24 protein-coding genes are annotated in these 25,072 nt (G+C 71.6%); 12 read left to right on the top strand and 12 right to left on the bottom strand.

The window, feature by feature from the left end; translation table 11 throughout:
- From nirB to ACIGXE_RS02305, 4 genes are all read left to right on the top strand, one after another.
- Positions 1-2,544: a nitrite reductase large subunit NirB gene (nirB, locus tag ACIGXE_RS02320; RefSeq protein ID WP_399741735.1), complete on the top strand. Its 2,544-nt coding sequence runs from the start codon at positions 1-3 to the stop codon at positions 2,542-2,544.
- On the top strand, positions 2,541-2,870 hold the full coding sequence (gene nirD, locus ACIGXE_RS02315) for a nitrite reductase small subunit NirD (RefSeq protein ID WP_399741732.1): 330 nt from the start codon (positions 2,541-2,543) through the stop codon (positions 2,868-2,870). The genes nirB and nirD overlap by 4 nt, the downstream gene beginning before the upstream one ends.
- A gap of 46 nt (positions 2,871-2,916) precedes the next feature.
- Positions 2,917-3,501, top strand: coding sequence for a TetR/AcrR family transcriptional regulator (locus tag ACIGXE_RS02310; protein ID WP_399741729.1), 585 nt, complete (start codon positions 2,917-2,919; stop codon positions 3,499-3,501).
- A gap of 89 nt (positions 3,502-3,590) precedes the next feature.
- Positions 3,591-4,355, top strand: coding sequence for an SDR family NAD(P)-dependent oxidoreductase (locus tag ACIGXE_RS02305; protein ID WP_399741726.1), 765 nt, complete (start codon positions 3,591-3,593; stop codon positions 4,353-4,355).
- 73 nt (positions 4,356-4,428) lie between these two features.
- Here the strand turns inward: ACIGXE_RS02305 and ACIGXE_RS02300 are convergent, their stop codons facing one another.
- Both ACIGXE_RS02300 and ACIGXE_RS02295 read right to left on the bottom strand, forming a co-directional pair.
- Positions 4,429-4,860, bottom strand: coding sequence for a VOC family protein (locus ACIGXE_RS02300; protein WP_399741723.1), 432 nt, complete (start codon positions 4,858-4,860; stop codon positions 4,429-4,431).
- Between the two features lie 111 nt (positions 4,861-4,971).
- Complete coding sequence (locus ACIGXE_RS02295) at positions 4,972-5,436, bottom strand: group III truncated hemoglobin (protein WP_399741720.1); 465 nt, start codon at positions 5,434-5,436, stop codon at positions 4,972-4,974.
- Between the two features lie 230 nt (positions 5,437-5,666).
- On the opposite strand from ACIGXE_RS02295, the gene ACIGXE_RS02290 reads away from it, so the two are divergent.
- Positions 5,667-6,827, top strand: a complete 1,161-nt coding sequence (locus ACIGXE_RS02290; RefSeq protein ID WP_399741717.1) for an alkaline phosphatase PhoX — start codon at positions 5,667-5,669, stop codon at positions 6,825-6,827.
- Here the strand turns inward: ACIGXE_RS02290 and ACIGXE_RS02285 are convergent.
- The 4 genes from ACIGXE_RS02285 to ACIGXE_RS02270 form a co-directional block, all read right to left on the bottom strand.
- Positions 6,797-7,825 (bottom strand): ArsR/SmtB family transcription factor, encoded by a 1,029-nt coding sequence (locus ACIGXE_RS02285; RefSeq protein WP_399741714.1) that lies wholly within the window; start codon positions 7,823-7,825, stop codon positions 6,797-6,799. The genes ACIGXE_RS02290 and ACIGXE_RS02285 overlap by 31 nt on opposite strands.
- A 571-nt stretch (positions 7,826-8,396) precedes the next feature.
- Positions 8,397-11,108, bottom strand: coding sequence for a pyruvate, phosphate dikinase (ppdK, locus tag ACIGXE_RS02280; protein WP_399741711.1), 2,712 nt, complete (start codon positions 11,106-11,108; stop codon positions 8,397-8,399).
- 698 nt (positions 11,109-11,806) lie between these two features.
- Positions 11,807-12,943, bottom strand: a complete 1,137-nt coding sequence (gene dusB, locus ACIGXE_RS02275) for a tRNA dihydrouridine synthase DusB (RefSeq protein WP_399741709.1) — start codon at positions 12,941-12,943, stop codon at positions 11,807-11,809.
- 60 nt (positions 12,944-13,003) lie between these two features.
- Positions 13,004-14,005 carry a helix-turn-helix domain-containing protein gene (locus tag ACIGXE_RS02270; RefSeq protein WP_399741706.1) on the bottom strand — a complete coding sequence of 334 codons (1,002 nt, stop codon included), beginning with the start codon at positions 14,003-14,005 and terminating at the stop codon, positions 13,004-13,006.
- 101 nt (positions 14,006-14,106) lie between these two features.
- Between ACIGXE_RS02270 and ACIGXE_RS02265 the strand changes: the two genes are divergently transcribed.
- The 3 genes from ACIGXE_RS02265 to ACIGXE_RS02255 all read left to right on the top strand — a co-directional run bounded on the left by ACIGXE_RS02265 (position 14,107) and on the right by ACIGXE_RS02255 (position 17,280).
- On the top strand, positions 14,107-15,558 hold the full coding sequence (locus tag ACIGXE_RS02265) for an MFS transporter (protein ID WP_399741703.1): 1,452 nt from the start codon (positions 14,107-14,109) through the stop codon (positions 15,556-15,558).
- 92 nt (positions 15,559-15,650) lie between these two features.
- Positions 15,651-16,673: an aldo/keto reductase gene (locus tag ACIGXE_RS02260; protein ID WP_399741700.1), complete on the top strand. Its 1,023-nt coding sequence runs from the start codon at positions 15,651-15,653 to the stop codon at positions 16,671-16,673.
- A gap of 16 nt (positions 16,674-16,689) precedes the next feature.
- Positions 16,690-17,280 (top strand): TetR family transcriptional regulator, encoded by a 591-nt coding sequence (locus ACIGXE_RS02255; protein WP_399741697.1) that lies wholly within the window; start codon positions 16,690-16,692, stop codon positions 17,278-17,280.
- Between the two features lie 67 nt (positions 17,281-17,347).
- Here ACIGXE_RS02255 and ACIGXE_RS02250 read toward each other — a convergent pair whose 3' ends face one another.
- Together ACIGXE_RS02250 and ACIGXE_RS02245 are read right to left on the bottom strand one after the other, a co-directional pair.
- Positions 17,348-18,730: a glycine--tRNA ligase gene (locus tag ACIGXE_RS02250; protein WP_399741694.1), complete on the bottom strand. Its 1,383-nt coding sequence runs from the start codon at positions 18,728-18,730 to the stop codon at positions 17,348-17,350.
- 66 nt (positions 18,731-18,796) lie between these two features.
- The gene (locus ACIGXE_RS02245; protein WP_399741691.1) at positions 18,797-19,618 is read right to left on the bottom strand and encodes a hypothetical protein; all 822 of its coding nucleotides are present in this window, start codon (positions 19,616-19,618) and stop codon (positions 18,797-18,799) included.
- Positions 19,619-19,664: 46 nt separating this feature from the next.
- On the opposite strand from ACIGXE_RS02245, the gene ACIGXE_RS02240 reads away from it, so the two are divergent.
- From ACIGXE_RS02240 to ACIGXE_RS02225, 4 genes are all read left to right on the top strand, one after another.
- On the top strand, positions 19,665-20,663 hold the full coding sequence (locus ACIGXE_RS02240) for a metal ABC transporter substrate-binding protein (RefSeq protein ID WP_399741688.1): 999 nt from the start codon (positions 19,665-19,667) through the stop codon (positions 20,661-20,663).
- A 35-nt stretch (positions 20,664-20,698) separates the two neighbouring features.
- Positions 20,699-21,475 carry a metal ABC transporter ATP-binding protein gene (locus tag ACIGXE_RS02235; RefSeq protein ID WP_399741686.1) on the top strand — a complete coding sequence of 259 codons (777 nt, stop codon included), beginning with the start codon at positions 20,699-20,701 and terminating at the stop codon, positions 21,473-21,475.
- 1 nt (position 21,476) lies between these two features.
- Positions 21,477-22,370: a metal ABC transporter permease gene (locus ACIGXE_RS02230; protein WP_399741683.1), complete on the top strand. Its 894-nt coding sequence runs from the start codon at positions 21,477-21,479 to the stop codon at positions 22,368-22,370.
- A gap of 61 nt (positions 22,371-22,431) precedes the next feature.
- Complete coding sequence (locus ACIGXE_RS02225) at positions 22,432-22,842, top strand: Fur family transcriptional regulator (RefSeq protein WP_345488510.1); 411 nt, start codon at positions 22,432-22,434, stop codon at positions 22,840-22,842.
- Between the two features lie 58 nt (positions 22,843-22,900).
- Here the strand turns inward: ACIGXE_RS02225 and ACIGXE_RS02220 are convergent, their stop codons facing one another.
- From ACIGXE_RS02220 to ACIGXE_RS02205, 4 genes are all read right to left on the bottom strand, one after another.
- The gene (locus tag ACIGXE_RS02220) at positions 22,901-23,725 is read right to left on the bottom strand and encodes an isoprenyl transferase (protein WP_399741680.1); all 825 of its coding nucleotides are present in this window, start codon (positions 23,723-23,725) and stop codon (positions 22,901-22,903) included.
- A gap of 13 nt (positions 23,726-23,738) precedes the next feature.
- On the bottom strand, positions 23,739-24,488 hold the full coding sequence (recO, locus tag ACIGXE_RS02215; RefSeq protein ID WP_399741677.1) for a DNA repair protein RecO: 750 nt from the start codon (positions 24,486-24,488) through the stop codon (positions 23,739-23,741).
- An 85-nt stretch (positions 24,489-24,573) separates the two neighbouring features.
- Positions 24,574-24,789: a hypothetical protein gene (locus ACIGXE_RS02210; protein WP_399741674.1), complete on the bottom strand. Its 216-nt coding sequence runs from the start codon at positions 24,787-24,789 to the stop codon at positions 24,574-24,576.
- Positions 24,786-25,031, bottom strand: a complete 246-nt coding sequence (locus tag ACIGXE_RS02205; protein ID WP_399741671.1) for a hypothetical protein — start codon at positions 25,029-25,031, stop codon at positions 24,786-24,788. Before ACIGXE_RS02205 ends, ACIGXE_RS02210 begins: the two co-directional genes overlap by 4 nt.
- Between the last annotated feature and the right edge of the window lie 41 nt (positions 25,032-25,072).

Below are 25,072 nucleotides of genomic sequence, written 5' to 3'. Positions count from 1 at the left end.
ATGACGACCCCTCCCCCCACCCCCACCATCGTCCTGGTCGGCCACGGCATGGTCGGCCAGCGGTTCCTGGAGGCGCTCGCGGACCGGGGCGTGACGACGCGGGCCCGGATCGTGGTGCTCTGCGAGGAGCCCCGCCCCGCCTACGACCGCGTCCAGCTGACCTCCTACTTCTCCGGGAAGACCCCCGACGACCTGTCCATGGTCGAGGACGGATTCATGGAGAAGCACGGCATCGAGCTCCACACCGACGACCCGGCGGTCGCCGTCGACCGGGCGGCCCGCACCGTCACCGCCCGGTCCGGGCAGGTCTTCGCGTACGACACCCTCGTCCTCGCCACCGGCTCCTTCCCCTTCGTACCGCCGGTGCCCGGCAAGGACGCCCACGGCTGCTTCGTCTACCGGACGATCGAGGACCTGCTCGCGATCGAGGAGTACGCGAAGGGCCGGACGACCGGCGCGGTCGTCGGCGGCGGCCTGCTCGGCCTGGAGGCGGCCGGCGCGCTCAAGGGCCTCGGACTCGACACGCACATCGTGGAGTTCGCGCCCCGGCTGATGCCGGTGCAGGTCGACGAGGGCGGCGGCGCGGCCCTGCTGCGCACCATCGAGCAGATGGGGCTGACCGTCCACACCGGCACGGGCACCCAGGAGATCGTCACCGAGGACGGCGCGGTCACGGGCATGCGTCTGTCGGACGGCTCCGAACTGGCCACGGAGATGGTGGTGTTCTCGGCGGGCGTCCGCCCCCGCGACCAGCTGGCCCGCGACTGCGGCCTGGAGGTCGGCGAGCGCGGCGGCATCGCGGTGGACGAGCTGTGCCGGACCTCCGACCCGGCGGTGTTCGCGATCGGCGAGTGCGCGCTGGCCTCCGACGGCCGGGTGTACGGCCTGGTGGCGCCGGGTTACGAGATGGCGCAGACGGCGGCGGCGACCATCGCCGAGGAGAGCACCACGGGCTTCACCGGAGCCGACCTGTCGACCAAGCTGAAGCTGCTCGGCGTCGACGTCGCCTCCTTCGGTGACGCGCACGGCACCGCCGAGGGCTGTCTGGACGTCGTCTACTCCGACTCGCGCTCCGGGATCTACAAGAAGCTGGTCGTCGACGGCGAGGGCACGCTGCTCGGCGGCGTCCTGGTCGGCGACGCCGAGTCCTACGGCCTGCTGCGCCCGCTGACCGGCTCCAAGCCGCCGGTCTCGCCCGAGCAGCTGGTGCTCCCGGCGGGTGTCGGCGCGCCGGTCGCGCTCGGCCCGTCCGCGCTGCCGGACGACGCGGTGATCTGCTCCTGCCACAACGTCACCAAGCACGCGATCACCCAGTGCGGCTCGCTGTCCGAGGTGAAGAAGTGCACCAAGGCCGGGACGGGCTGCGGCAGTTGCGTGAAGGTGATCGAGAAGCTGCTGCCGGCGCCCACCGACAAAGGGCTCTGCGGCTGCTTCTCGTACACCCGCAGCGAGCTCTACGAGATCGCCCGCACGCTGCGGCTGACCTCCTTCGCCGCCCTGCTCGACTCGCACGGCCGGGAGGAGGCGAAGGGCGGTGACGGCTGCGAGATCTGCAAGCCGACCGTCGGATCCATCCTGGCCAGCCTCGCGCCCGCGATCGGCCTGGGCGGCTACATCCTGGACGGCGAGCAGGCGGCGCTGCAGGACACCAACGACCACCACCTGGCCAACCTCCAGCGCAACGGCTCGTATTCGGTGGTGCCGCGCATCCCGGGCGGTGAGATCACCCCCGAGAAGCTGATCGTGATCGGCGAGGTGGCCCGCGACTTCGGCCTCTACACGAAGATCACCGGCGGTCAGCGGATCGACCTCTTCGGCGCCCGGGTGGACCAGCTCCCCTCGATCTGGACGCGGCTGGTCGACGCCGGCTTCGAGTCCGGGCACGCGTACGGCAAGGCGCTGCGCACGGTGAAGTCCTGTGTGGGGCAGACCTGGTGCCGCTACGGCGTGCAGGACTCGGTGAAGATGGCGATCCAGCTGGAGCTGCGCTACCGCGGGCTGCGCGCCCCGCACAAGCTGAAGTCGGCGGTCTCGGGCTGCGCCCGGGAGTGCGCGGAGGCCCAGTCGAAGGACTTCGGGGTGATCGCCACCGCCGGCGGCTGGAACCTGTACGTCGGCGGCAACGGCGGCGCGACCCCGCGCCACGCCGACCTGCTCGCCCAGGACCTGTCGGACGCGGAACTGGTGCGCCTGATCGACCGGTTCCTGATGTTCTACATCCGCACCGCGGACCGGCTGGAGCGCACCTCCGTGTGGCTGGAGCGCCTGGAGGGCGGCCTCGCCCACCTGCGGGACGTCGTGGTGCACGACTCGCTGGGCCTGTGCGACGAGCTGGAGGCGCTGATGGCGGCGCACGTCGCCGACTACCGGGACGAGTGGGCCGAGACCCTGGACGACCCGGACCGGCTGCGCCGCTTCGTGTCCTTCGTCAACGCGCCGGAGACGCCGGACCCGTCGGTGCGGTTCGTGCCGGAGCGCGACCAGATCAAGCCGGACCTCCAGATCCTCACGATCGGCACCCTGGAAGGAGCCTCCTCCCGATGACGACCCTCGAACTCTCCCCCGCCGAAGACTCCTGGCTGACGGTCTGCGAGGAGTCGCGTCTCACCCCGGGGCGTGGCCTGGCGGCGCTGCTGCCGGACGGCCGGCAGGCCGCGGTCTTCAAGGACCGCGCGGGCCGGACGTACGCGATCGACAACCGTGACCCGTTCACCGGGGCGCAGGTGCTGTCCCGGGGCCTGATCGGCTCGGCGGGCGGGCGCGTGTTCGTGGCCTCGCCGCTCCTGAAGCAGCGCTTCGACCTGGAGACGGGGCGGTGCCTGGACGACGACGAGGTGACGGTGGCGGTGTACCCGGTGCGGACGGTGTGACCGGCCGATCTTGACCGAGCGTTCCAGACAGGCGTACGGTCAACGCGTGGCCAGGACCAAGGAATTCGATCCCGACGCCGCGCTCCAGGCAGCGCTCGAGCTGTTCTGGGCGCGCGGCTACGAGGCGACGACGATGTCGGACCTCGTCGCGCACCTCGGCATCGGCCGCGCCAGCCTCTACGCGACCTTCGGCAGCAAGCACGAGCTGTACCTGAAGGCCCTGGAGCGCTATCTGGAGACCCGCGACCCGCGGATCATGGCGGAGCTGTCCGCGCCGGGCCCGGCCCTGCCGGCCGTGCGCGCGCTGGTACGCCGGTTCGCGGCGGAGGCGGGGACCGACGGCCTCCGCCAGTGCGGCTGCCTGGTCACCAACTCGGCGGCCGAACTCGCCCCGCACGACGCGGCGGTGGCCCGCCGGGTGGAGCTCAGCTGGGAGCAGGTCGAGACCCTGCTGCACAGCGCGCTCAGCCGGGCCCGGGCGCAGGGCGAGCTGCCGGCGGACCGCGATCCGCGGGCCCTGGCCCGGATGCTGCTCGTGCTGCTACAGGGGCTGCGGGTGGTGGGCAAGGCGTCCAGCGACCCGGCCCGCGTGCGGGACGCGGCGGAGCAGGCGCTGGCCCTGCTGGACTGACGCACCCGGTCAAAGGGGCGCCTTCGGGCGCCCCTTTTCCCGGACCTCATACTAGAACGTACGGTCAAAAAAACTCAGGAGAACCGATCATGTCGTTCCCCCGCTTCACCGACCGCGCCGTCCTCGTCACCGGAGCCGGCTCCGGGCTCGGCCGGGCGATCGCGCTCGCCTTCGCCGCCGAGGGCGCGCGGGTGGCGGTCGCCGGCCGCGCCGCCGCCCCGCTCGACGAGACGGTGGCGCTGATCGAGGCCGCGGGCGGCACCGCCCGCGCGTTCACGGCGGACGTCGCCGTCGCCGAGGACACCCGGCGGCTCGTACGGGACACGGTGGCGGCCTTCGGAGGGCTCGACGTCGCCGTCAACAACGCCGGGGTGTTCCGCGGCGGCCACCTCGCCGGGGACTTCCCGCTGGAGGACTGGCGGACGCTGCTCGACATCAACGTCACCGGCGTGCTGCACGCGCTGCAGGCGGAGATCGCCCACATGCGCGCGCACGGCGGCGGGGCGATCGTGAACATCGCGTCCAACCTCGGCGCCCACGTGCGCGTGCCGGGCCTCTTCGGCTACCAGGTCTCCAAGGCGGCCGTCTCCGCGATCACCCGGGCCGCCGCCCTCGACCACGTCGCCGACGGGATCCGGATCAACGCGGTGAGCCCGGGGGCCGCGGAGTCCTCGATGTCGCTGCGGCCGGGCGAGACGGAGGCCGACCGTGCGGTGCGGATGAAGGAGGAGTCGCCGCTCGGGCGGATCTCCTCGGCGGCCGAGATCGCGGCCGCGGTGCTCTACCTCGCCTCGGACGCGGCCGGCTCCGCCGTCGGTACCGACCTGGTGATCGACGGCGGCGTCTCGGCCTGACGGCTCCCGGCGGGCGGGCGGTCAGCCCCGGGCCGGCGGCAGCGCGGTCAGCCCTGGGCCGGCGGGCGGGCGGTCAGCCCTGGGCGCCCTGCGCACCCTGGGCGGCGGACACGTCCATCCAGAAGACCTCCCAGTGGTGGCCGTCCGGGTCGGCGAAGGAACGCCCGTACATGAAGCCCAGCTCCATCGGCTCCTTCGCCGGGCCGCCGCCGGCGGCCAGCGCCCGGTCCGCGAGCTCGTCGACCTTCTCGCGGCTCTCCGCGCTCAGCGTGACGAGCACCTCGGTGGTCTTGGTGGCGTCGGCGATCTCCTTGCCGGGCGCGGTGAAGCTCCGGAACTTCTCCTCGGTGAGCAGCATCGCGTAGATCGTCTCGCTGATGACCACGCAGGCGGCGGTCTCGTCCGAGAACTGCGGGTTGATCGAGTAGCCGAGCCGCTCGTAGAAGGCCTTGCTCGCGTCGAGGTCCTTCACCGGGAGGTTCACGAAGATCATCTGCGGGGCCATGGTGTCACGCTCTCTTCCGTAGGGGCCGTGTCGGCGCTTCCGGGAGTTGAGACGGGCGGGCCCGCCGGAACTCATCGGTGTCTCGGCACTCTCCTCGAAAATCTTTTCCGCTCAGGCCGCCGACCGCAGCCCGAGGGCCGCCAGCGGCACGAAGCCGCCCTGTCCCTCCGGGGCGTCGGTGGACACGTCCCGCCCTTCGAGGCGCCGCAGCATGGACAGGGCGATCCGCTCGCCCTGCGCCTTGGCCCGCTCGGCCAGCGGCCCCTCGTGGAGCCCGTCGACGGAGGCGCGCCACAGCTGCGTCCAGCGCCCGAAGTGGGCGGCGGTGAGCGGCCGCGCGGCGTGCAGCGCGGCGTGCGGCGCGAAGGCGTCCCGCCGGTACTCGGCGCCCCGCAGGAGGGCCCGCTCCCAGAAGTCGGCGATCCTCGGCAGGTGGGCCTCCAGGTCCGTACCGGCGACCTCGGTGAAGAAGGGCCCGATGAGCGGATCGGCGAAGGCCGCCTCGTAGAAGCGCCGCAGCAGCACCTCGAGGTCGTCACGGGAGCCGATGTCACGCGGGGCACGGGTGGCGCACATACCCCCAGACTGCCGGAGCGGGGGGCCGGCGGGCCAGAGCCGAAGGTCCCACCGCCGAGCCCGCCACCCAGCCCCCACGCTCCCGGCGCCCGCCCCCGCCCACCGTCCGTCGTCCGCCCGTCACCGCCCGTTGACGCCCGGTCAACTCCGGACTTCTAGATTCCAGGACCGCGCGACCCCGCCGCCGACCGGCGCGGCGGGGCCCTTCACACCTTCAACAGGAGTGAGACGTGGAGCGACGCAGTTTCCTGCGGGGAGCGGTCATCGGTACGTCGGCCGCCGCCTTCGGCGGCAGCCTCTGGGGCGGCACGGCACTCGCCGCGCCCGCCCAGCCCGGCGCCGGCCCGTACGGGGCGCTCGGCGCCGCGGACGCGAACGGCATCCAGCTGCCCGCCGGGTTCACCAGCCGGGTCGTCGCCCGGTCCTCCCAGACGGTCGCGGGGACCTCGTACACCTGGCACAGCGCCCCCGACGGCGGCGCCTGCTTCCCCGACGGCACGGGCTGGATCTACGTGTCCAACTCGGAGATCAACCCGAGCGGCGGCGCGAGCGCCGTGCGGTTCGACTCGGCCGGCACCGTCACCGGCGCGTACCGGATCCTCTCCAACACCCGGCAGAACTGCGCCGGCGGCAAGACCCCGTGGAACACCTGGCTGTCCTGCGAGGAGGTCAGCCTCGGGTACGTCTACGAGACCGACCCGTACGGCGTGAACGCGGCCGTCCGCCGGGACGCCCTGGGCAGGTTCAAGCACGAGGCGGCCGCCGCCGACCCGGTGCGCCACGCGATCTACCTCACCGAGGACGAGACGGACGGCTGCTTCTACCGCTTCCTGCCCACCACCTGGGGCAACCTCTCCTCCGGCACCCTGCAGGTGCTCAAGGCCGGCACCGCCACCTCCGGCACCTTCACCTGGCAGACCGTCCCGGACCCGGACGGCGCGCCGACCGCCACCCGCAACCAGGTCTCCGGCGCCAAGCGCTTCAACGGCGGCGAGGGCTGCCACTACGCGAACGACACCGTCTGGTTCACCACCAAGGGCGACAACCGGGTCTGGCAGCTCGACCTGGCCGCCGGCACGTACGAGCTCGCCTACGACGACTCGCTGGTGGTCGGCGGCGGCGCCCCGCTCACGGGGGTCGACAACGTCACCGGCTCGTCCTCGGGCGACCTGTTCGTCGCCGAGGACGGCGGCAACATGGAGATCTGCGTCATCACGCCGGACGACGTCGTGGCGCCGTTCCTCCGGATCACCGGCCAGTCCGGCTCCGAGATCACCGGACCGGCCTTCTCCCCCGACGGCACCCGGCTGTACTTCTCCAGCCAGCGCGGCACCAGCGGCAGCTCCTCGGGCGGGATCACCTACGAGGTGACCGGCCCGTTCCGGGCGTAGCACCGGGTCCCCGTCCGGCCGTGGGCGCCGCCGCCTCCCAGGAGGGCGGCGCCCAGCGGCGTCAGCGTGTGCAGGACCGCGTTGCCGTGCCGCAGCGTGGCGACCAGGCCGGCCTCGCGCAGGACCCCGGCGTGCTGGCTCGCGGAGGCGAGGGAGACCCCCGCCCTGCGGGCCAGTTCGCTCGTGGTGCCGCCGTCGCCGATGGCACTGAGGACCGCGGAGCGGGTGTGCCCGACCAGTTTGGCCAGCGAGGGCAGGCCCGGGGCGCGGACGGTCGGCGGCTCGCAGTGGGTGATCGGGTAGACGAGCACCGGCGGCAGCTCCGGGTCGCGCAGCACGACCGCGGTGCCGCGGCAGAACCAGGACGGCTGGAGCAGCAGCCCGCGCCCGTCGAGGTGGACGTCCCGGTCGACCGGGTAGTCCGCCTCCAGGACGGGGCTGCGCCAGCGCAGCATCGGCGGCAGGGAGGCGAGGAGTTCGTCCGCTCCCCCGTCCAGCAGGGCCCGGCCGCGGCGCGCCCGGTCGGCCTCGACCTGGGCCTGGATGTGGGTCCAGTACGGCTCGACGGCGGCCCGGTGGTAGCTGCGCAGGGCCGAGAGGAGCCGGCCGAGGGGCTTGCTGCCCCCGTCGGCGAGGGCCCGCAGCGCTGCCGGGACCGCGGGGCGCCCGGCGCGGGCGGCGCCGATCAGGGCCAGTTCGGTGTGCAGCCGGCCGGGCGGCGTGGCGCCGACGGCGTCCAGTCCCTCGTCGAGCCCGAGGATGCCCTGGGGCGGGGTCAGGAAGTCGGGGAAATAGCCGCGGCTCGGCACGAGCGCGCCCAGCAGCCGGGTCTCGGCCCCCAGGCGTATGCGCGCCTCGGAGCGCCATTCTCCGTACACGACGGAGCCGCGCCGGTCCCTTAACCGATGAAAACTCAGAATCGTTTCCCACAGAACGTCCGGCCGGGCAGCCATACGCACCCCGGCCAAGTCGTTTCCGGTGAAATGAATCCGCAGCATATGCCGAACCCCCACCTGTGCACTCGCAACCACCCCCGACGACGAGTATGCACAGCATCACTGCACGTTACCAGGGTGTTTCAGCCACACTTGAAAAGCCTCGCGGCGAACGGCCGGGAACCGAAAAGCTGTGCCTGTCGGACGGGAAACCTTCAGGACCGAGGTGACGCGGCGAAGACCGTGGGGGGCTTGGTCGCGTCCGGCGGCGGTCGGCGAGGGTTGCGGCTCACCCGCCCGACGAACCCAATGGGCGCGGCCTCCGGGTGGGGATCCGGGGGTCGCGCCCGTCTCATTCTTTGCGAAAGCGCGGAAAGTTCAACGCCCAATAATTCAACGCGCATAATCGTGGGCAGTTGAACAGGAACTCACATTTCCCCAACGATCACGCAACGGTTGGCGTGGACGAAATACGACGGGGGCGGACACCTCCGCACAAGGTGTCCGCCCCGTCTCTTCTGGAGACCGGAGCCGTCGCCCATCGGTTTGAGGGTCGGGGACGAGCGACGGCTCCGGTGGTCTTCGCACGGCTTCGCTACTGAACCGATGGTCAGCGGCGCGGCCGGCGGGTGGGTCAGCGGCTGTCGCTGCCCTTCGACTCGGCCGCCGCGCGGCCGGCCTCCAGGCGCGCCACCGGGATCCGGAACGGCGAGCAGGAGACGTAGTCGAGGCCCACCTCGTGGAAGAAGTGCACCGACTCGGGGTCACCGCCGTGCTCGCCGCAGACGCCGAGCTTGATGTCCGGGCGGGTGGCCCGGCCGGCCTCGACGGCCTGGCGGACCAGCGAGCCGACGCCGTCCTTGTCGATGGTCTCGAAGGGGCTGACGCCGAAGATGCCCTTCTCCAGGTACGCGGTGAAGAAGCTGGCCTCCACGTCGTCGCGGGAGAAGCCCCAGACCGTCTGGGTCAGGTCGTTGGTGCCGAAGGAGAAGAACTCGGCGGCCTCGGCGATCTGACCGGCGGTCACGGCGGCGCGCGGCAGCTCGATCATGGTGCCCAGGGCCAGCTTCAGCTCCACGCCGGTCTGCGCGACGACCTCGGCGATGACCGCCTCGGCCTCCTCGCGGACCAGCTCCAGCTCCTGGACGGTGCCGACGAGCGGGATCATGATCTCGGCGCGCGGGTCGCCCTTGGCGTCGATGCGCTGGGCGGCGGCCTCGGCGATGGCCCGGACCTGCATGGTGAACAGGCCGGGGATGACCAGGCCGAGACGCACACCGCGCAGACCCAGCATCGGGTTCTGCTCGTGCAGCCGGTGCACGGCCTGGAGCAGGCGCAGGTCGTTCTCGTGCGGCTCCTTGCGGGCCTCGGCGAGGGCGACGCGCACCGACAGCTCGGTGATGTCGGGCAGGAACTCGTGCAGCGGCGGGTCGAGCAGGCGCACGGTGACCGGCAGGCCGTCCATCGCCTCGAAGAGCTCGACGAAGTCCTGCTTCTGCAGCGGCAGGAGGGCCTTCAGCGACTCCTCGCGCTCCTCGTCGGTGTCGGCGAGGATCAGGCGCTCGACGTACTGGCGGCGCTCGCCGAGGAACATGTGCTCGGTGCGGCACAGGCCGATGCCCTGGGCGCCGAAGCGGCGGGCCCGGGAGGCGTCCTCGGCGTTGTCGGCGTTGGCGCGCACGCGCAGACGGCGGACGCGGTCGGCGTAGGCCATGATCCGGTGCACGGCCTGGACCAGCTCGTCGGCGTCGTCGGCGCCGGCGTGCATCCGGCCCTCGAAGTACTCGACGACCGGGGAGGGTACGACGGGTACCTCGCCGATGTAGACCTTGCCGGTGGAGCCGTCGATGGAGACGACGTCGCCCTCCTCGATCACCACGCCGGAGGCGGTGGTCATGCGGCGGCGCTTGGTGTCGACCTCGAGCTCCTCGGCGCCGCAGACACAGGTCTTGCCCATGCCGCGGGCGACGACGGCGGCGTGCGAGGTCTTGCCGCCGCGGGAGGTGAGGATGCCCTCGGCGGCGATCATGCCGTCCAGGTCGTCCGGGTTGGTCTCACGGCGGATGAGGATGACCTTCTCGCCGGAGCGGGACCACTTGACGGCCGTGTACGAGTCGAAGACGGCCTTGCCGACGGCGGCACCCGGGGAGGCGGCGATGCCGCGGCCGAGCTGCTCGACCTTGGCGTTCTCGTCGAACTTGGGGAACATCAGCTGGGCGAGCTGGGCGCCGTTGACCCGCTGCAGCGCCTCGGCCTCGTCGATGAGGCCCTGGTCCACGAGCTGGGTGGCGATGCGGAAGGCGGCACCGGCGGTGCGCTTGCCGACCCGGGTCTGGAGCATCCAGAGCTGGCCGCGCTCGATGGTGAACTCGATGTCGCAGAGATCCTTGTAGTGGGTCTCCAGCGTCTCCATGATCTGCATGAGCTGGTCGTACGACGTCTTGTCGATCGACTCGAGCTCGGCGAGCGGCACGGTGTTGCGGATGCCGGCCACGACGTCCTCGCCCTGCGCGTTCTGCAGGTAGTCGCCGTAGACGCCCTGGTGGCCGGAGGCGGGGTCGCGGGTGAAGGCGACGCCGGTGCCGGAGTCCGGGCCGAGGTTGCCGAAGACCATGGAGCAGACGTTGACGGCGGTGCCGAGGTCGTGCGGGATGCGCTCCTGGCGGCGGTACAGCTTCGCGCGGTCGCCGTTCCACGAGTCGAAGACGGCCTTGATGGCCAGGTCCATCTGCTCGCGCGGGTCCTGCGGGAAGTCGCGGCCGGTCGCGGACTTGACGATCTTCTTGAACTGCTTGACGAGCTTCTTCAGGTCGGCGGCGTCCAGGTCGGTGTCGCTGGTGACCTTCTTGGCGGCCTTGGCCTCGTCGAGGGCGTCCTCGAAGAGCTCGCCGTCCACGCCGAGCACGGTCTTGCCGAACATCTGGATGAGGCGGCGGTACGAGTCCCAGGCGAAGCGCTCGTTGTCGGCCTGCGCGGCGAGACCCTCGACGGACTTGTCCGAAAGGCCGATGTTCAGGACGGTGTCCATCATGCCGGGCATCGAGAACTTGGCGCCGGAGCGGACGGAGACGAGCAGCGGGTTGTCGGCCTGGCCGAGCTTCTTGCCCATCTTCTGCTCGAGGGCGTCGAGGTGCGCGCTGACCTCGTCGCGGAGCTCGACCGGCTCGGAGCCGCTGTCGAGGTAGGTCTTGCACGCCTCGGTCGTGATCGTGAACCCGGGGGGAACCGGGAGACCGAGGTTGGTCATCTCGGCCAGGTTCGCGCCCTTGCCACCGAGAAGGTCCTTGAGGTCCTTGTTGCCCTCGGTGAAGTCGTACACGAACTTCTGATCATTGTTTTCCGACACGGGTCCCGACTCCTCGACGACTCGGTTGGCTGCCCTGACGGCGAGGAACATACCCAGATCGAAGGCTTCTGGGGAGGTACGCCTAGCGGTCACCCGGTCTTAACCACCCGTCCGCCAGCACTTCGAAAGTAACTGACGGGTAGCTTCCGCTTTCAGGGCCCGAAGCTCATTTGACTCATTGTAGGCTCAGAGCGCTCAGATGAGCGCGCAATTCCGTATCTGCGTTCAACTCTTGAACACAAAACGGGTGGCACTCCGTGCCATCATTCAACCGCCACAGGCGTCGGAAACCTGCTCATCTGAGCAGTACTCCGATCAAGGGTGGCGAGAATCACTCCGTACGAGCGGCCCGTTTCCCACGATCCGGACCGTCCGCGGGACCTCCCGGCCTCTCGCGCGCGGTGACGGCCCATTCGTGCACGTCACGCTGTGTCCGCACGGGCGATCTTGTGCACCGGGTGCCACCCGGGAGGCGCTTCTTCGCCGGTCCCGGGACGGCGGTGGTCGCCCGGGGCGACGAGAGGGACACGGCGCGTCCCCGGGTACGCCCTCCACGGCCCGCTCACCTGAGCGGGGCAGGCCGGCCGGGGCGGAGCGCGGCTCCCCGGGGGCCCGAGCATTCAAGAAGCGTGCGCAGGACGCGCCCGGGCCCGGCCTTCCGTTCCGGGCCCGCAGGCGGCGCCGGGAGGACCGGCGGCTCAGCCGCCCGAGGTGTCCAGCTCCGCGTCCTCGCTGACGCCGGCGCAGTCGTACGGGTCCTTGAGCCAGCCGTCCGGCAGGACGACCCGGTTGTTCCCGGACGTACGGCCGCGCGGGCCGTCGGCGCCGGCCGGCCAGGGCTGGTCGAGGTCGAGCTCGTCGAGGCCGGAGCGCAGGGCGTCCAGCGAGGACGTGACGGCGAGCTTCTTGCGCATCTCGGAGCCGACCGAGAAGCCCTTGAGGTACCAGGCCACGTGCTTGCGGAAGTCGATGACGCCGCGCGACTCGTCGCCCAGCCACTCGCCGAGCAGGCGGGCGTGCCGGACCATCGCGTCCGCGACCACCCGGAGCGAGGGCTGCGCGTAGGCGCCGGTGCCCTCGAAGCCCGCCACGAGGTCGCCGAAGAGCCAGGGCCGGCCGAGACAGCCGCGGCCCACGACGACGCCGTCGCAGCCGGTCTCGCGCATCATCCGGAGCGCGTCGTCCGCCGACCAGATGTCGCCGTTGCCGAGCACCGGGATCTCCGGCACGTGCTCCTTGAGCCGCGCGATGGCGTCCCAGTCCGCGGTGCCGCCGTAGTGCTGGGCGGCCGTCCGGCCGTGCAGGGCGATGGCGGTGACGCCCTCCTCGACGGCGATCCGGCCGGCGTCGAGATAGGTGATGTGGTCGTCGTCGATGCCCTTGCGCATCTTCATCGTGACCGGCAGGTCGCCCGCGTTGGTCACGGCCTCGTTCAGGATCGCGCGCAGCAGGGGCCGCTTGTACGGGAGGGCGGAGCCGCCTCCCTTGCGGGTGACCTTCGGGACCGGGCAGCCGAAGTTCAGGTCGATGTGGTCGGCCAGGTCCTCGTCCACGATCATGCGGACGGCCTTGCCGACGGTCACCGGGTCCACGCCGTACAGCTGGATCGAGCGCGGCTTCTCGGTCTCGTCGAAGCGGATGAGCTGCATGGTCTTCTCGTTGCGCTCGACCAGCGCCCTCGTCGTGATCATCTCGCTGACGAACAGGCCCTTCCCTCCGGAGAACTCACGGCAGAGGGTGCGGAAGGGGGCGTTGGTGATGCCGGCCATCGGCGCGAGCACCACCGGCGGCTGCACGATGTGCGGCCCGATGGCGAGGGGGGAGAACGCGGTCATTCGCCCATTGTCGCGCACGGCGCGACTTCTCAGACGTCCGTACGATCCGGCTCGGCCGTACTATCCGGCTCGGCCCGACGTCACGAGGACCGCGTTCCGCCGAGCTGCCACCGGGGCGGCCTCGGGGCGGACCGCCGGCTCCCGGACAGCCGGCTCTCGGGCCTCCCGGGCCGTCTCCTCCCGGGCCGCCGCCGTCTCCTCCTCCGCCAGGATCAGCGCCTGCAGCCGTTCGACGCCCGCCCGCGAGGCCTCGTCCACCGGTACGTACGTCACCAGGCGCGGTCCGGCCTGCGGGCCGAGCCAGAGGTTGGTGTGTTCGAGGCGCAGCAGCCCGACGTGGGGGTTGCGGATGAGCTTCGTACGGCCGGACTGGTCGACGACGTCGTGCCGGGCCCAGATCTCGCGGAATTCCGGCGACGCCTCCTGCAGCCGGTTCAGGAGCGCCTTCCAGGCCGGTTCGGCGAGGTGCTCGGCCATGGCGGCGCGCAGCTTGCCGGCCAGCGAGCGGAGCACCTCGGGGAGGTCGGTGACGGCTGCGCGGAACTCGTCGTTGGTGAAGGCCAGCCAGAGGCTGTTGCGGTCCTCGCGGGGCAGCGCGTCCAGGTCGCAGAAGAGGCGCCCGAAGGTGCGGTTGTGGGCGAGGAAGTCGTAGCGGCTGTTCTGGACGGCGGCGGGCACCGGCTCCAGCTGGTCGAGGAGCTGCCGCAGCGCGGGCGTGACGGTCGGGCAGGCCGCCTCGGGGTGCGGGTCGGCCTGTCCGGCGAGGGCGAAGAGGTGGGTGCGCTCGGTGGGGTCGAGCAGCAGCGCGGCGGCCACCGCGTCCAGGACCTGCGGGGAGACCTGGATGGGCCGGGCCTGTTCCAGCCACGTGTACCAGGTGACGCCGACGGCGGAGAGCTGGGCGACCTCCTCGCGGCGCAGCCCGGGGGTACGGCGGCGCCGGCCGCGCGGCAGCCCGACCTGCTCGGGGCTGATCCGCTCGCGGCGACTGCGCAGGAACGCGGCGAGCTCGTGGCGCCGGACGTCCGGCTCGGTGGTCGCGTACGCCGTCATGACTGTCATGCTCCCAGGGTGCCGCGGCGCTCAGCCCATTGCCAGGTAGTCCTTGTACCAGGATAAAGAGACTCTGGTACCAGGCTGAGGACGGCAAGAGGCTCGATGGCGTGACTACGACAACCTCCCCGTCCGCCCGCGCCGCAGCCCTCCCGGCCGTCGACCGCGCCCGCCCGGCGCTCGGCTCCCTCGGCCTGTTCACCGTGCTGCTCGGCGCGGCCCTGCCGCTGATCGACTTCTTCATCGTCAACGTCGCCCTGCCCACCATCGACCACGACCTGGCGGCCGGACCGGCGCTCCTGGAGCTGGTCGTGGCCGGCTACGGCCTGGCGTACGCCGTGCTGCTCGTGCTCGGCGGCCGGCTCGGCGACCTGTTCGGGCGCCGTCGGCTGTTCCTCGCCGGCATGGCCGCCTTCGGCGTTACCTCCCTCGCCTGCGGCCTCGCCCCGGACGCCTGGACGCTGGTCGGCGCCCGGGTGGCCCAGGGCGCGGCGGCGGCGCTGATGCTGCCGCAGGTCCTGGCGACCATCCACGCCTCGACGTCGGGGGCCCGGCACGCACGGGCGCTCAGCCTGTACGGGGCGACCGCCGGTCTCGCGATGGTGGCCGGCCAGATCCTGGGCGGCGTGCTGGTGGCCGCCGATGTCGCGGGCACCGGCTGGCGGTCGATCTTCCTGGTCAACGTGCCGGTGGCGGCGGTCGGGCTGCTGCTCGCCGCCCGTTCCGTCCCCGAGACCCGCTCGGACCGGCCCGCGCCGGTCGACGTGCCCGGCACGCTGCTGCTCGCGCTGTCCCTGCTCACGCTGCTGGCCCCGCTGACCGAGGGCCGGGCGGCCGGCTGGCCGCTGTGGACCTGGGTGGCGCTGGCCGTCTTCCCGTTCGCGGCCGGTGCCTTCTGGTGGGTGGAGGTCCGGGCGGACCGCGCGGGCCGTACGCCGCTGGTGCCGCCGAGTCTGCTCGGCCTGGTCTCGCTGCGCCGGGGCCTCGCGGTGGTGCTGCCGCTGTCGCTGGGCTTCAGCGGCTTCATGTTCGTGATCGCGATCTCGCTCCAGCAGGGTCTCGCGATGGGTGCGGTCGCCTCGGGCCTGGCCCTCGTGCCGATGGCCGTGGCGTTCTTCGGAGCCTCGCTCGCGGGCCCGCGGCTGATCGGGCGCTGGGGCAGCACCCGGGTGGTCCCGGCGGGCGCGGTGTTCCAGGCGCTCGGCATCGGACTCCTCGCCTGGACGGTGGCACGCGGCTGGCCGGACCTGTCGGTGTGGAGCCTGCTGCCGGGCATGGCGATCGCGGGACTCGGCCAGGGCCTGCAGCTGCCGGTGCTGTTCCGGGTGGTGCTCTCGGAGGTGCCGGCGGAGCGGGCGGGCGTCGGCAGCGGCGTGATGGTGACGACGCAGCAGTCGGCGCTGGCGCTGGGCGTGGCGACGCTGGGCTCGCTCTTCCTCTCGCTCGGCTCCTCCCGCGCGGACATGGGTTCGGCGCTCACCACGACGCTGCTCGTCCAGCTGGGCGTGGTGGCACTGACGCTGCTGCTGAGCCTGCGCCTCCCGTCGGCCGGGCGGGGATGAGTGACAGATATTGAAATCTGTCATCGCACATGTCATGGTTGAAGGGTGCCCGCTCGGCGGGCACCCTTCCTCCCCTCCCCAGGAGCCCCCCCATGACGACCATGACCTCCCTCCCCACCCGTCCCCTCGGCACCACCGGTCCCCGGGTCTCCGCCCTCGGCCTGGGCTGCATGGGCATGTCCGCGCTGTACGGCGAGGCCGACCGCGCCGAGTCGATCGCGACGATCCACGCCGCCCTGGACGCCGGCGTCACGCTCCTCGACACCGGCGACTTCTACGGGATGGGCCACAACGAGCTGCTGATCAACGAGGCGCTGCGCACCGCCCCGGCCGCCGCCCGCGAACAGGCCCTGACCAGCGTGAAGTTCGGCGCCCTGCGTGCCGTCGAGGGCGACTTCCTCGGCTACGACGGGCGGCCGGCGGCGGTGCGGAACTTCGCCGCGTACTCGCTGCAGCGCCTCGGCACCGACCACATCGACATCTACCGGATCGCCCGGGTCGACCCCGACGTGCCGATCGAGGAGACGGTCGGCGCCATCGCCGAACTGGTCGAGGCGGGCCACGTCCGGCACATCGGCCTCTCGGAGGTGGGCGCCGACACCCTGCGCCGGGCCGCCGCCGTGGCCCCGATCGCCGATCTCCAGATCGAGTACTCGCTGATCTCCCGCGGCATCGAGGACAAGATCCTGCCGACCGCCCGCGAACTGGGCATCGGCGTCACGGCGTACGGGGTCCTGTCCCGCGGCCTGATCAGCGGGCATGTCACCCGTGACCAGGCCTTCACGCCGGGCGACTTCCGCGGGATGTCCCCCCGCTTCCAGGGCGAGAACCTGGGCCGGAACCTGGATCTGGTGGACCGGCTGCGCGCGGTCGCCGACGCCAAGGGCGTCACGGTCGCGCAGATCGCGATCGCCTGGGCGCTGTCGCGCGGCGAGGACGTGGTGCCGCTGATCGGCGCCCGCCGCCGCGACCGGCTCGCCGAGGCCCTCGGCGCCCTGGACGTCACCCTCGACGCGGCCGACCTGGCGGCGATCGAGACGGCCGTTCCCGCCGACGCGGCGGCCGGGTCCCGCTACCCGGAGAACCAGATGGCCCACCTGGACAGCGAACGCTGACAGGTACTGTCATTCCATGGCCACCACGGAGACCCTGACCGCAGAGCGCATCCTTGAAGCCACCGAGGAGGTGCTGCGCCGCTACGGCCCGGCGAAGGCGACCGTGGTGGACGTGGCCCGCGCGCTCGGCGTCAGCCACGGCAGCGTCTACCGCCACTTCCGCACGAAGGCGGCGCTCCGCGAGGCGGTCACCGAGCGGTGGCTGGAGCGGACGATCATCGCGCTCCGGCCGTACGTCGACAGCACGGAGCCGGCCGACGAACGGCTCACCGGCTGGCTCGGCGCCCTCTTCGCCCTCAAGCGCAGGAAGGCGGGCGGCGATCCGGAGCTGATGGCGACCTTCCAGGTGCTCATCGGCGAGAACAGCGCGGTGGTCGACCGACACGAGGACCACCTGGTCGAGCAGATCGCCCGGATCCTGGAGGACGGTGCCCGTGAGGGCGTGTTCGCCGCCCCGGAGCCGGACCTCGCGACGACGGCCCGCGCGGTCTTCCACGCCACCGACCGCTTCCACAACCCTGCCCACGCCGCCGAGTGGTCCGCCCCGGGCGTCGAGGCCGCCTTCGACGGGGTGGTCGCGCTGGTGCTCCGCGCCCTGCGCCCCTGACCGGGTACGGGAAAGCCCCCGGTTCCGCGAACGGAACCGGGGGCTTTCCCGAGCGTGCGAAGCGGACTCAGCAGCCGATGAGGCGGCTGGCCAGGTAGCCCTGGATCTGGTCGAGGGAGACGCGCTCCTGCTTCATGGTGTCGCGCTCGCGCACGGTCACCGCGTTGTCCTCGAGGGTGTCGAAGTCGACGGTGACGCAGAACGGGGTGCCGATCTCGTCCTGACGGCGGTAGCGGCGGCCGATGGCGCCGGCGTCGTCGAACTCGATGTTCCAGTTCTGCCGCAGGTCGGCCGCGAGGCCCTTGGCCTTCGGCGAGAGCTGCGCGTTGCGGGACAGCGGCAGGACGGCGACCTTGACCGGGGCCAGGCGGCGGTCGAGGCGCAGCACGACGCGCTTCTCCATGACGCCCTTGGCGTTGGGCGCCTCGTCCTCGGTGTACGCGTCGAGCAGGAAGGCCAGCATGGTGCGGCCGACACCGGCCGCCGGCTCGATGACGTACGGCGTGTAGCGCTCGCCCGTCTCCTGCTCCAGGAAGGTCAGGTTGGCGCCCGAGGCCTTGGAGTGGGCGTTCAGGTCGTAGTCGGTGCGGTTGGCGACGCCCTCGAGCTCGCCCCACTCGCTGCCGCCGAACTGGAAGCGGTACTCGATGTCGGCGGTGCGCTTCGAGTAGTGGGAGAGCTTCTCCGCCGGGTGCTCGTACCAGCGCATGTTCTCCTCACGGAGACCCAGGCCGGTGTACCAGTTCCAGCGCTGCTCCATCCAGTACTCGTGCCACTTCTCGTCCTCGCCCGGCTTGACGAAGAACTCCATCTCCATCTGCTCGAACTCGCGGGTGCGGAAGATGAAGTTGCCCGGAGTGATCTCGTTCCGGAAGGACTTGCCCATCTGCGCGATGCCGAACGGGGGCTTCTTGCGCGAGGTGGTCTGCACCTGGGCGAAGTTGGTGAAGATGCCCTGGGCGGTCTCGGGACGCAGGTACGCGACGGAGCCGGTGTCCTGAGTCGGGCCGAGGTGCGTGGAGAGCAGGCCGGAGAACTGCTTGGGCTCGGTGAAGGTGCCCTTGTTGCCGCAGTTGGGGCAGTTGAGGTCGGTCAGACCGTTCTCGGGCAGGCGGCCGTGCTTCTCCTCGTACGCCTCCTCCAGGTGGTCGGCGCGGAAGCGCTTGTGGCAGGAGGTGCACTCGGTCAGCGGGTCGGTGAAGGTGGCGACGTGGCCGGACGCCTCCCAGACCTCGGTGGCCAGGATGACGGACGAGTCGAGGCCGACGACCTCCTCGCGCGCGGTGACCATGTAACGCCACCACTGACGCTTGATGTTCTCCTTGAGCTCGACACCCAGCGGCCCGTAGTCCCAGGCGGCTCGCTGGCCACCGTAGATCTCGCTGCACGGGTAGACGAAGCCACGGCGCTTGCTCAGGCTGACGATGGTGTCGATCTTGTCGGCGGCCACGGTGCTCTCTTCATTACGACGACGAAGTGCGAATGCCACAGGTTACCGGCGCCCGCACCCCCTCTTTCAAATCGGTTCTCCCTCGCTCATCGGGAAGCGGAGGGAGGGGGGTACGCGGCTGTCGAGGGCGGCGGTCAGATCGCTCCCCGACTTGTACCAGTCTGCCTGGATATCGAGGACGGCGCCGTTCTCCCCGAAGAGGACCGAAGAGCCTGGGCCGGTACGCGTACGGCTCGTGGAGGGTCTCCGCGAACAGCTCCGGCTTCGGGCCCGAAACGGCTGTCCTCGCCGGGCACGCACGCGTGGGGCAGCACGAGGACCGACCACGGCGGCGCCCATCTCGTCGGTCTCGGCCACCAGCCAGAAGAGCATCCGCCCGCCGCCCACATAAGAGGAGTGGACCTCCACGTCGCCGGTCAGCTCGTCCGCCACGCGCGGGTCGCGCAGCGCGCGGGCGCGGGCCGCCTCGGCCGCGAGGTGCCCGACGGGCGAGGCGGGTCCCCCGAACGAGACCATGACCAGGTCCACCCGGTGCGCGGGCGCCTCCAGCCGGCAGCCGGACCTGCCCGGCGGCGGCGCCACGACGGGCCGCTCGGCGCGCGGCCGGTCGGGCAGGCGCGGGTCGAGGGCCTTCGGGGCCGGCCCGGTGAGCAGGAGCACCGCCGCGGCCCGGATGAAGCGCGCGGCGGCCCAGGCGCGGACGGCGTCGGCGCCGATGTGTGCGAGGGCGAGGGAGCCCCAGCCGGTTCTTCCGGGGCCGCGCAGGCCGTGGCGGAAGGCCGGTTCGCGCGGCTGGAAGCGTTCCCGGCGGGGACGTCGTCCCGGTAGAGGGGGATGCCGTTGATCTCCGCGCGCCGCATGGCCGAACAGGAGTGCGGCGGGACACACGTGCGGCAATTGACAACCGTTTCCATCTTTGTTGAAAATGAGTGTCATGAACGTACGCCGACTGATACCCCCGACCGCCCTCACCGGAGCCGTCGCGCTCGGCCTCGTCACCCTGTCCGCCTGTGGCGGGACCTCGGACGCGGCCGACAAGAACAGCGACGGGAAGCTGGGCGTCGTCGCGTCGTTCTACCCCATGCAGTACCTGGCCGAGCAGATAGGCGGCGGCCACGTCGCCGTCGACACGCTCACCAAGCCCGGCGTCGAGCCGCACGACCTGGAGCTCAAGCCGCGGCAGATCGGCAAGCTCGGCGAGGCCGACGTCATCCTCTATCTCAAGGGCGTCCAGCCCGCCGTGGACGACGCCGTCCAGCAGGCCGGCGTGAAGAACACCGTCGACGCCACCACCCTCACCACGCTGGAAGAGCACGGCACCGAGACCGGCGGCCACGAGGACGGTCACGGCGCGGAGGCGGGCCACGGCGCGGAGGCCGGGCACGAGGGCCACGACCACGGCTCCGAGGCCGGCGCCGACCCGCACATCTGGCTCGACCCCGTGAAGTACGCCGAGGTCGCCAAGGGCGTGGGCGCCGCCTTCGCGAAGGCCGACCCGGCGCACGCCGCCGACTACCGGAAGAACACCGACGCCCTGGTGAAGAAGCTCGGCGACCTGAACACCGCGTTCGAGACCGGTCTGCGGAACACCGCCACCAAGACCTTCATCACCACCCACGCCGCCTTCGGCTACCTCGCCGAGCGCTACGGCCTTGAGCAGGAGGGCATCTCCGGCATCGACCCCGAGGCCGAGCCCAGCCCGGCCCGCATCAAGCAGCTGCAGGACATCGCGAAGCAGGACAAGGTCAGCACCGTCTTCTTCGAGACCCTCGCCAGCGACAAGACCGCCAGGACCCTCGCGACCGACACCGGCCTCAAGACCGACGTGCTCGACCCGCTGGAGGGAATCACGGACCGGTCCAAGGGCGCTGACTACCTCGAGGTCATGCAGTCCAACCTCGCCGCGCTGAAGAAGGCACTCGGCGCCAAGTGACCACCCCGGCAAGCGCATTCCCGCAGGAGGAACCCGTGAGCTCCCTCGTGGGCGACGAGCCCGTCATCTCCGTCCGCGGCGCCACCGCGGCCCTCGGCTCGCGGCCCGTCCTGCGCGGAGTCGACCTCACCGTCCGGCGCGGTGAGGTCGTGGCGCTGCTCGGCGCCAACGGCTCCGGCAAGTCCACCGCCGTCCGCTCCGTCATCGGCCAGGTGCCGCTGACCGGCGGCGCCATCGAGCTCTTCGGCACCCCCCAGAAGCGCTTCCGCGACTGGGCCCGGGTCGGGTACGTGCCCCAGCGCACCACCGCCGCGAGCGGCGTCCCCGCCACCATCTGCGAGGTCGTCACCTCCGGCCGGCTCTCCCGCCGCAGGTTCGGCCTCACCACCAAGGCCGACCGGGCCGCCGTCGACCGCGCCATCGAGCTCGTCGGCCTCACCGACCGCGCCCGGGACTCGGTCTCCGCGCTCTCCGGCGGCCAGCACCAGCGGGTGCTCATCGCCCGCGCGCTCGCCTCCGAGCCCGAGCTGCTGATCATGGACGAGCCGATGGCCGGCGTCGACCTCGCCAGCCAGGAGATCCTCGCCGCCACGCTGCACGAGCAGGTCGCCGGCGGCACCTCCGTCCTCCTCGTCCTGCACGAACTCGGCCCGCTGGAGCCCCTCATCGACCGCGCGGTCGTGCTGCGCGACGGCTGCGTCGTCCACGACGGCCCGCCGCCGCAGGCCGTCGGCCAGCACGCGCTGCCCGGCCACGACCACGTCCATCCGCACGCGGCCGACGAGCCGCTCCGTACGGGACTGCTGAGCTGACATGGAATTCCTCAACGACGCCTTCATGCAGCGGGCCCTGCTCGCCGCCCTGCTGATCGGCATCACCGCGCCCGCCGTCGGCATCTACCTCGTCCAGCGGCGCCAGGCGCTCATGGGCGACGGCATCGGCCACGTCGCCATGACCGGTGTCGGCCTCGGCTTCCTGATGTCCTCGAACCCGGTGTGGATGGCGACCCTGGTCGCCGTCGTCGGCGCGGTGGTCATGGAGCTCATCCGCGCGTACGGCAAGACCCGCGGTGACCTCGCGCTCGCCCTGCTCTTCTACGGGGGCATGGCCGGCGGCGTGATGCTGATCAACCTCTCGGACACCGGATCCAACGCGAACCTGACCTCGTTCCTCTTCGGCTCGCTGACGACCGTGTCCCGCGAGGACACCGTGGCGATCACGATCCTGGCCGCCTTCGTCATCCTGGTCACGGTCGGTCTGCGCCGGCAGCTCTTCGCCGTCAGCCAGGACGAGGACTTCGCCCGCGTCACCGGCCTCCCGGTGCGCGCCCTGAACCTGCTCATCGCCGTCACCGCCGCCGTGACCGTCACGGTCGCCATGCGCGTCGTCGGCCTGCTGCTGGTCAGCGCGCTCATGGTGGTCCCGGTCGCGGCCGCCCAGTCGCTGTCCCGGTCCTTCCGTACGACCTTCGCCCTCGCGGTGCTGATCGGCGTCGGCGTCACCCTGTCCGGCACCGTCACCACCTACTACGTCGACGCGCCGCCCGGCGCGACGATCGTGCTCCTCGCGATCGGCGTCTTCGTCGCCCTGACGGCCCTCGCCACCCCGCTCGCGCGGCGCCGCGCCCGGGCCGCGGAGGCCGCCACACAGGCCTGCGACGCGCCGCTTCCGGCCAGTCGGCGCCCCGCGGACGACGTGCGGGTCTGACATCCGGGTAACGGGGGGCTGGCAGAATGGCGGGGGCAGACAAGGATTCAAGGAGGCCCCCGTGGTGACGGCAGGACCCCCCGTACGCGGCCGCTCGACCAAGCAGCGGGCCGCAGTCTCGGCGGCGCTGAACGAGGTGGACGAGTTCCGCAGCGCCCAGGAGCTGCACGACATGCTCAAGCACCGCGGCGACTCCGTCGGCCTCACCACCGTCTACCGCACGCTCCAGTCCCTGGCCGAGGCCGGCGAGGTCGACGCCCTGCGCACCAGCGACGGCGAGACGGTCTACCGCCGCTGCTCGACCGGCGACCACCACCACCATCTGGTCTGCCGCGTCTGCGGCAAGGCCGTGGAGGTCGAGGGCCCGGCCGTGGAGCAGTGGGCGGAGACGATCGCCGCGGAACACGGCTTCGTGAACGTCGCCCACACGGTGGAGATCTTCGGCACGTGCGCGGAGTGCGCCGCGAAGTGACCTGACATACGCCAAGGGCCCGTACCGGACACATCCGGCACGGGCCCTTCGCGTACGGTCACGCCTTGTCGAGCACCGCGAGGTCGGCCGGGTCGACGCCGCCGAAGCGGCGGTCGCGCTGGGCGTACTCGACGCAGGCCCGCCACAGGTCGCGGCGGTCGAAGTCGGGCCACAGGACGTCCTGGAAGACCATCTCGGCGTACGCGCTCTGCCAGATCAGGTAGTTCGACGTGCGCTGCTCGCCGCTGGGCCGCAGGAAGAGGTCGACGTCCGGCATGTCCGGGTAGTAGAGGTACTTCTGGATGGTCTTCTCGGTGATCTTCGCCGGGTCGAGCCGGCCCGCCTTCACGTCCTCCGCGAGCGCCTGCGCCGCGTCGGCGAGTTCCGCCCGGCCGCCGTAGTTCATGCAGAAGTACAGCGTCAGCCTGGTGTTGTCCTTGGTCTGCTCCTGGGCGACCTGGAGCTCCTTGGCGACCGACTTCCACAGCTTGGGCATGCGGCCCACCCAGCGCACCCGGATGCCGAGCGCGTCGAGCTGGTCGCGGGTCTTGCGGATGAAGTCCCGATTGAAGTTCATCAGGAAGCGCACCTCCTCGGGCGAGCGCTTCCAGTTCTCCGTGGAGAAGGCGTACAGCGAGATCGAGCCCACGCCCATCTCGATCGCGCCCTGGAGCACGTCGAGCACCTGCTCGGCGCCGACCTTGTGCCCCTCGGTGCGGGGCAGACCGCGCTCCTTGGCCCAGCGGCCGTTGCCGTCCATGACGATCGCGACGTGCTCGGGCACGAGCTCCGACTGGAGCTTCGGCGGACGGGCACCGGACGGGTGCGGCTCGGGGGTGCTGTACTCCCGTCGCTGCCGCCCGAGGAGTCGTGCGATGGCCATGGCGTGGTCTCTCCTAGCTCTTCTCTACGTACCGCAGCGAGCGCAGCCCGCGCTCCAGGTGCCAGTGCAGATAGGCGGACACGAGCCCGCTGCCCTCCCTGACGTGACGCGGCTCGGCCGCGTCCGCCGTCTCCCAGTCGCCGGTGAGCAGCGCGCTGAGCAGGCCTACGGCCTCCGCAGAGGGTACGACGCTTCCGGGCACCCGGCAGTCCCCGCATATGACTCCACCCGCGGCGACCGAAAAGAAGCGGTTCGGACCGTGAAGTCCGCATTTCGCACAGTCCTCGAAGCTGGGCGCGTAGCCGTTCACCGCGAGCGAGCGCAGCAGGAACGCGTCGAGGATGAGGTGCGGCGCGTGCTCCCCGCGCGCGAGCGTCCGCAGCCCGCCCACGAGCAGCAGGTACTGCTGCACCGCCGGCTCGCCCTCGTGGTCGGTGAACCGTTCCGCCGTCTCCAGCATCGCGGTCCCCGCGGTGTAGCGGGCGTAGTCGGTGACGATCCCGCTGCCGTAGGCGGCGATGGTCTCGCTCTGCGTGCACAGCGGAAGACCGCGCCCGACGAGCTCACTCCCCCGGGCGAAGAACTGCACGTCCACGTGCGAGAACGGTTCGAGCCGCGCCCCGAACTTCGACTTCGTCCGCCGCACCCCGCGCGCGACGGCGCGTACGCGGCCGTGACCGCGCGTGAGGATCGTGATGATGCGGTCCGCTTCACCCAGCTTCTGGGTGCGCAGCACGATGCCGTCGTCGCGGAACAGACTCATGGAGCCATTCTCCCGTACCGGAGGAGTGCTCAGCGGCCCTTCTCCGTCACACCCGGGCGAGGTCCGGATCGCGCGCGCTCCGGCGTCACGGCACTTCGCCCCGGCTACGGGCGTTCGCGTGCGCCGTCGCCGCGCTCAGCCGCTCGGCGACGGTCGCCACCCGGACCCCGTCCGGCTCGCAGTCCCACTCGCGCCCGCCGCCGATGGGCCGGAGCTGGAGATAGGGGCCCTCGTGCCCCATGACCGTCCCTACCCTTCCGGTGCTGGTGTCCACGACGTACGCGCCGATGGGTGGTTTCATTCGCGTCCCCCTTCGTTCGTGAGCGCCGCCACGAGCAGACGGGCGGTCGCCGCCGTGCAGCGCCCCAGTTCGATCAACGGCCGAGGAGGATCGGCGGCGAGGGTCACGGCGTCGAGCCCGAGCGAGGGCAGCGTGATTCCGGCCCGCCCGAGGGCGTCCCGCAATTCCCTCACCACCTCTCGCGCCTCTTCCGCCGACCGCATGTTGTCTTCTTTCACCAACACGTTCCTTTCCGAATCCATTTCCTCGCTTTCCGCATCCAGGGTGGAGGGCGATCCGTAGA

Origin of the sequence: Streptomyces sp. NPDC053431, assembly GCF_044544925.1 — a bacterium.
Classification (GTDB): Bacteria; Actinomycetota; Actinomycetes; order Streptomycetales; family Streptomycetaceae; genus Streptomyces.
Note: the sequence above shows the minus strand (reverse complement) of the source record. Positions and strands in the feature narration are given on the sequence as shown.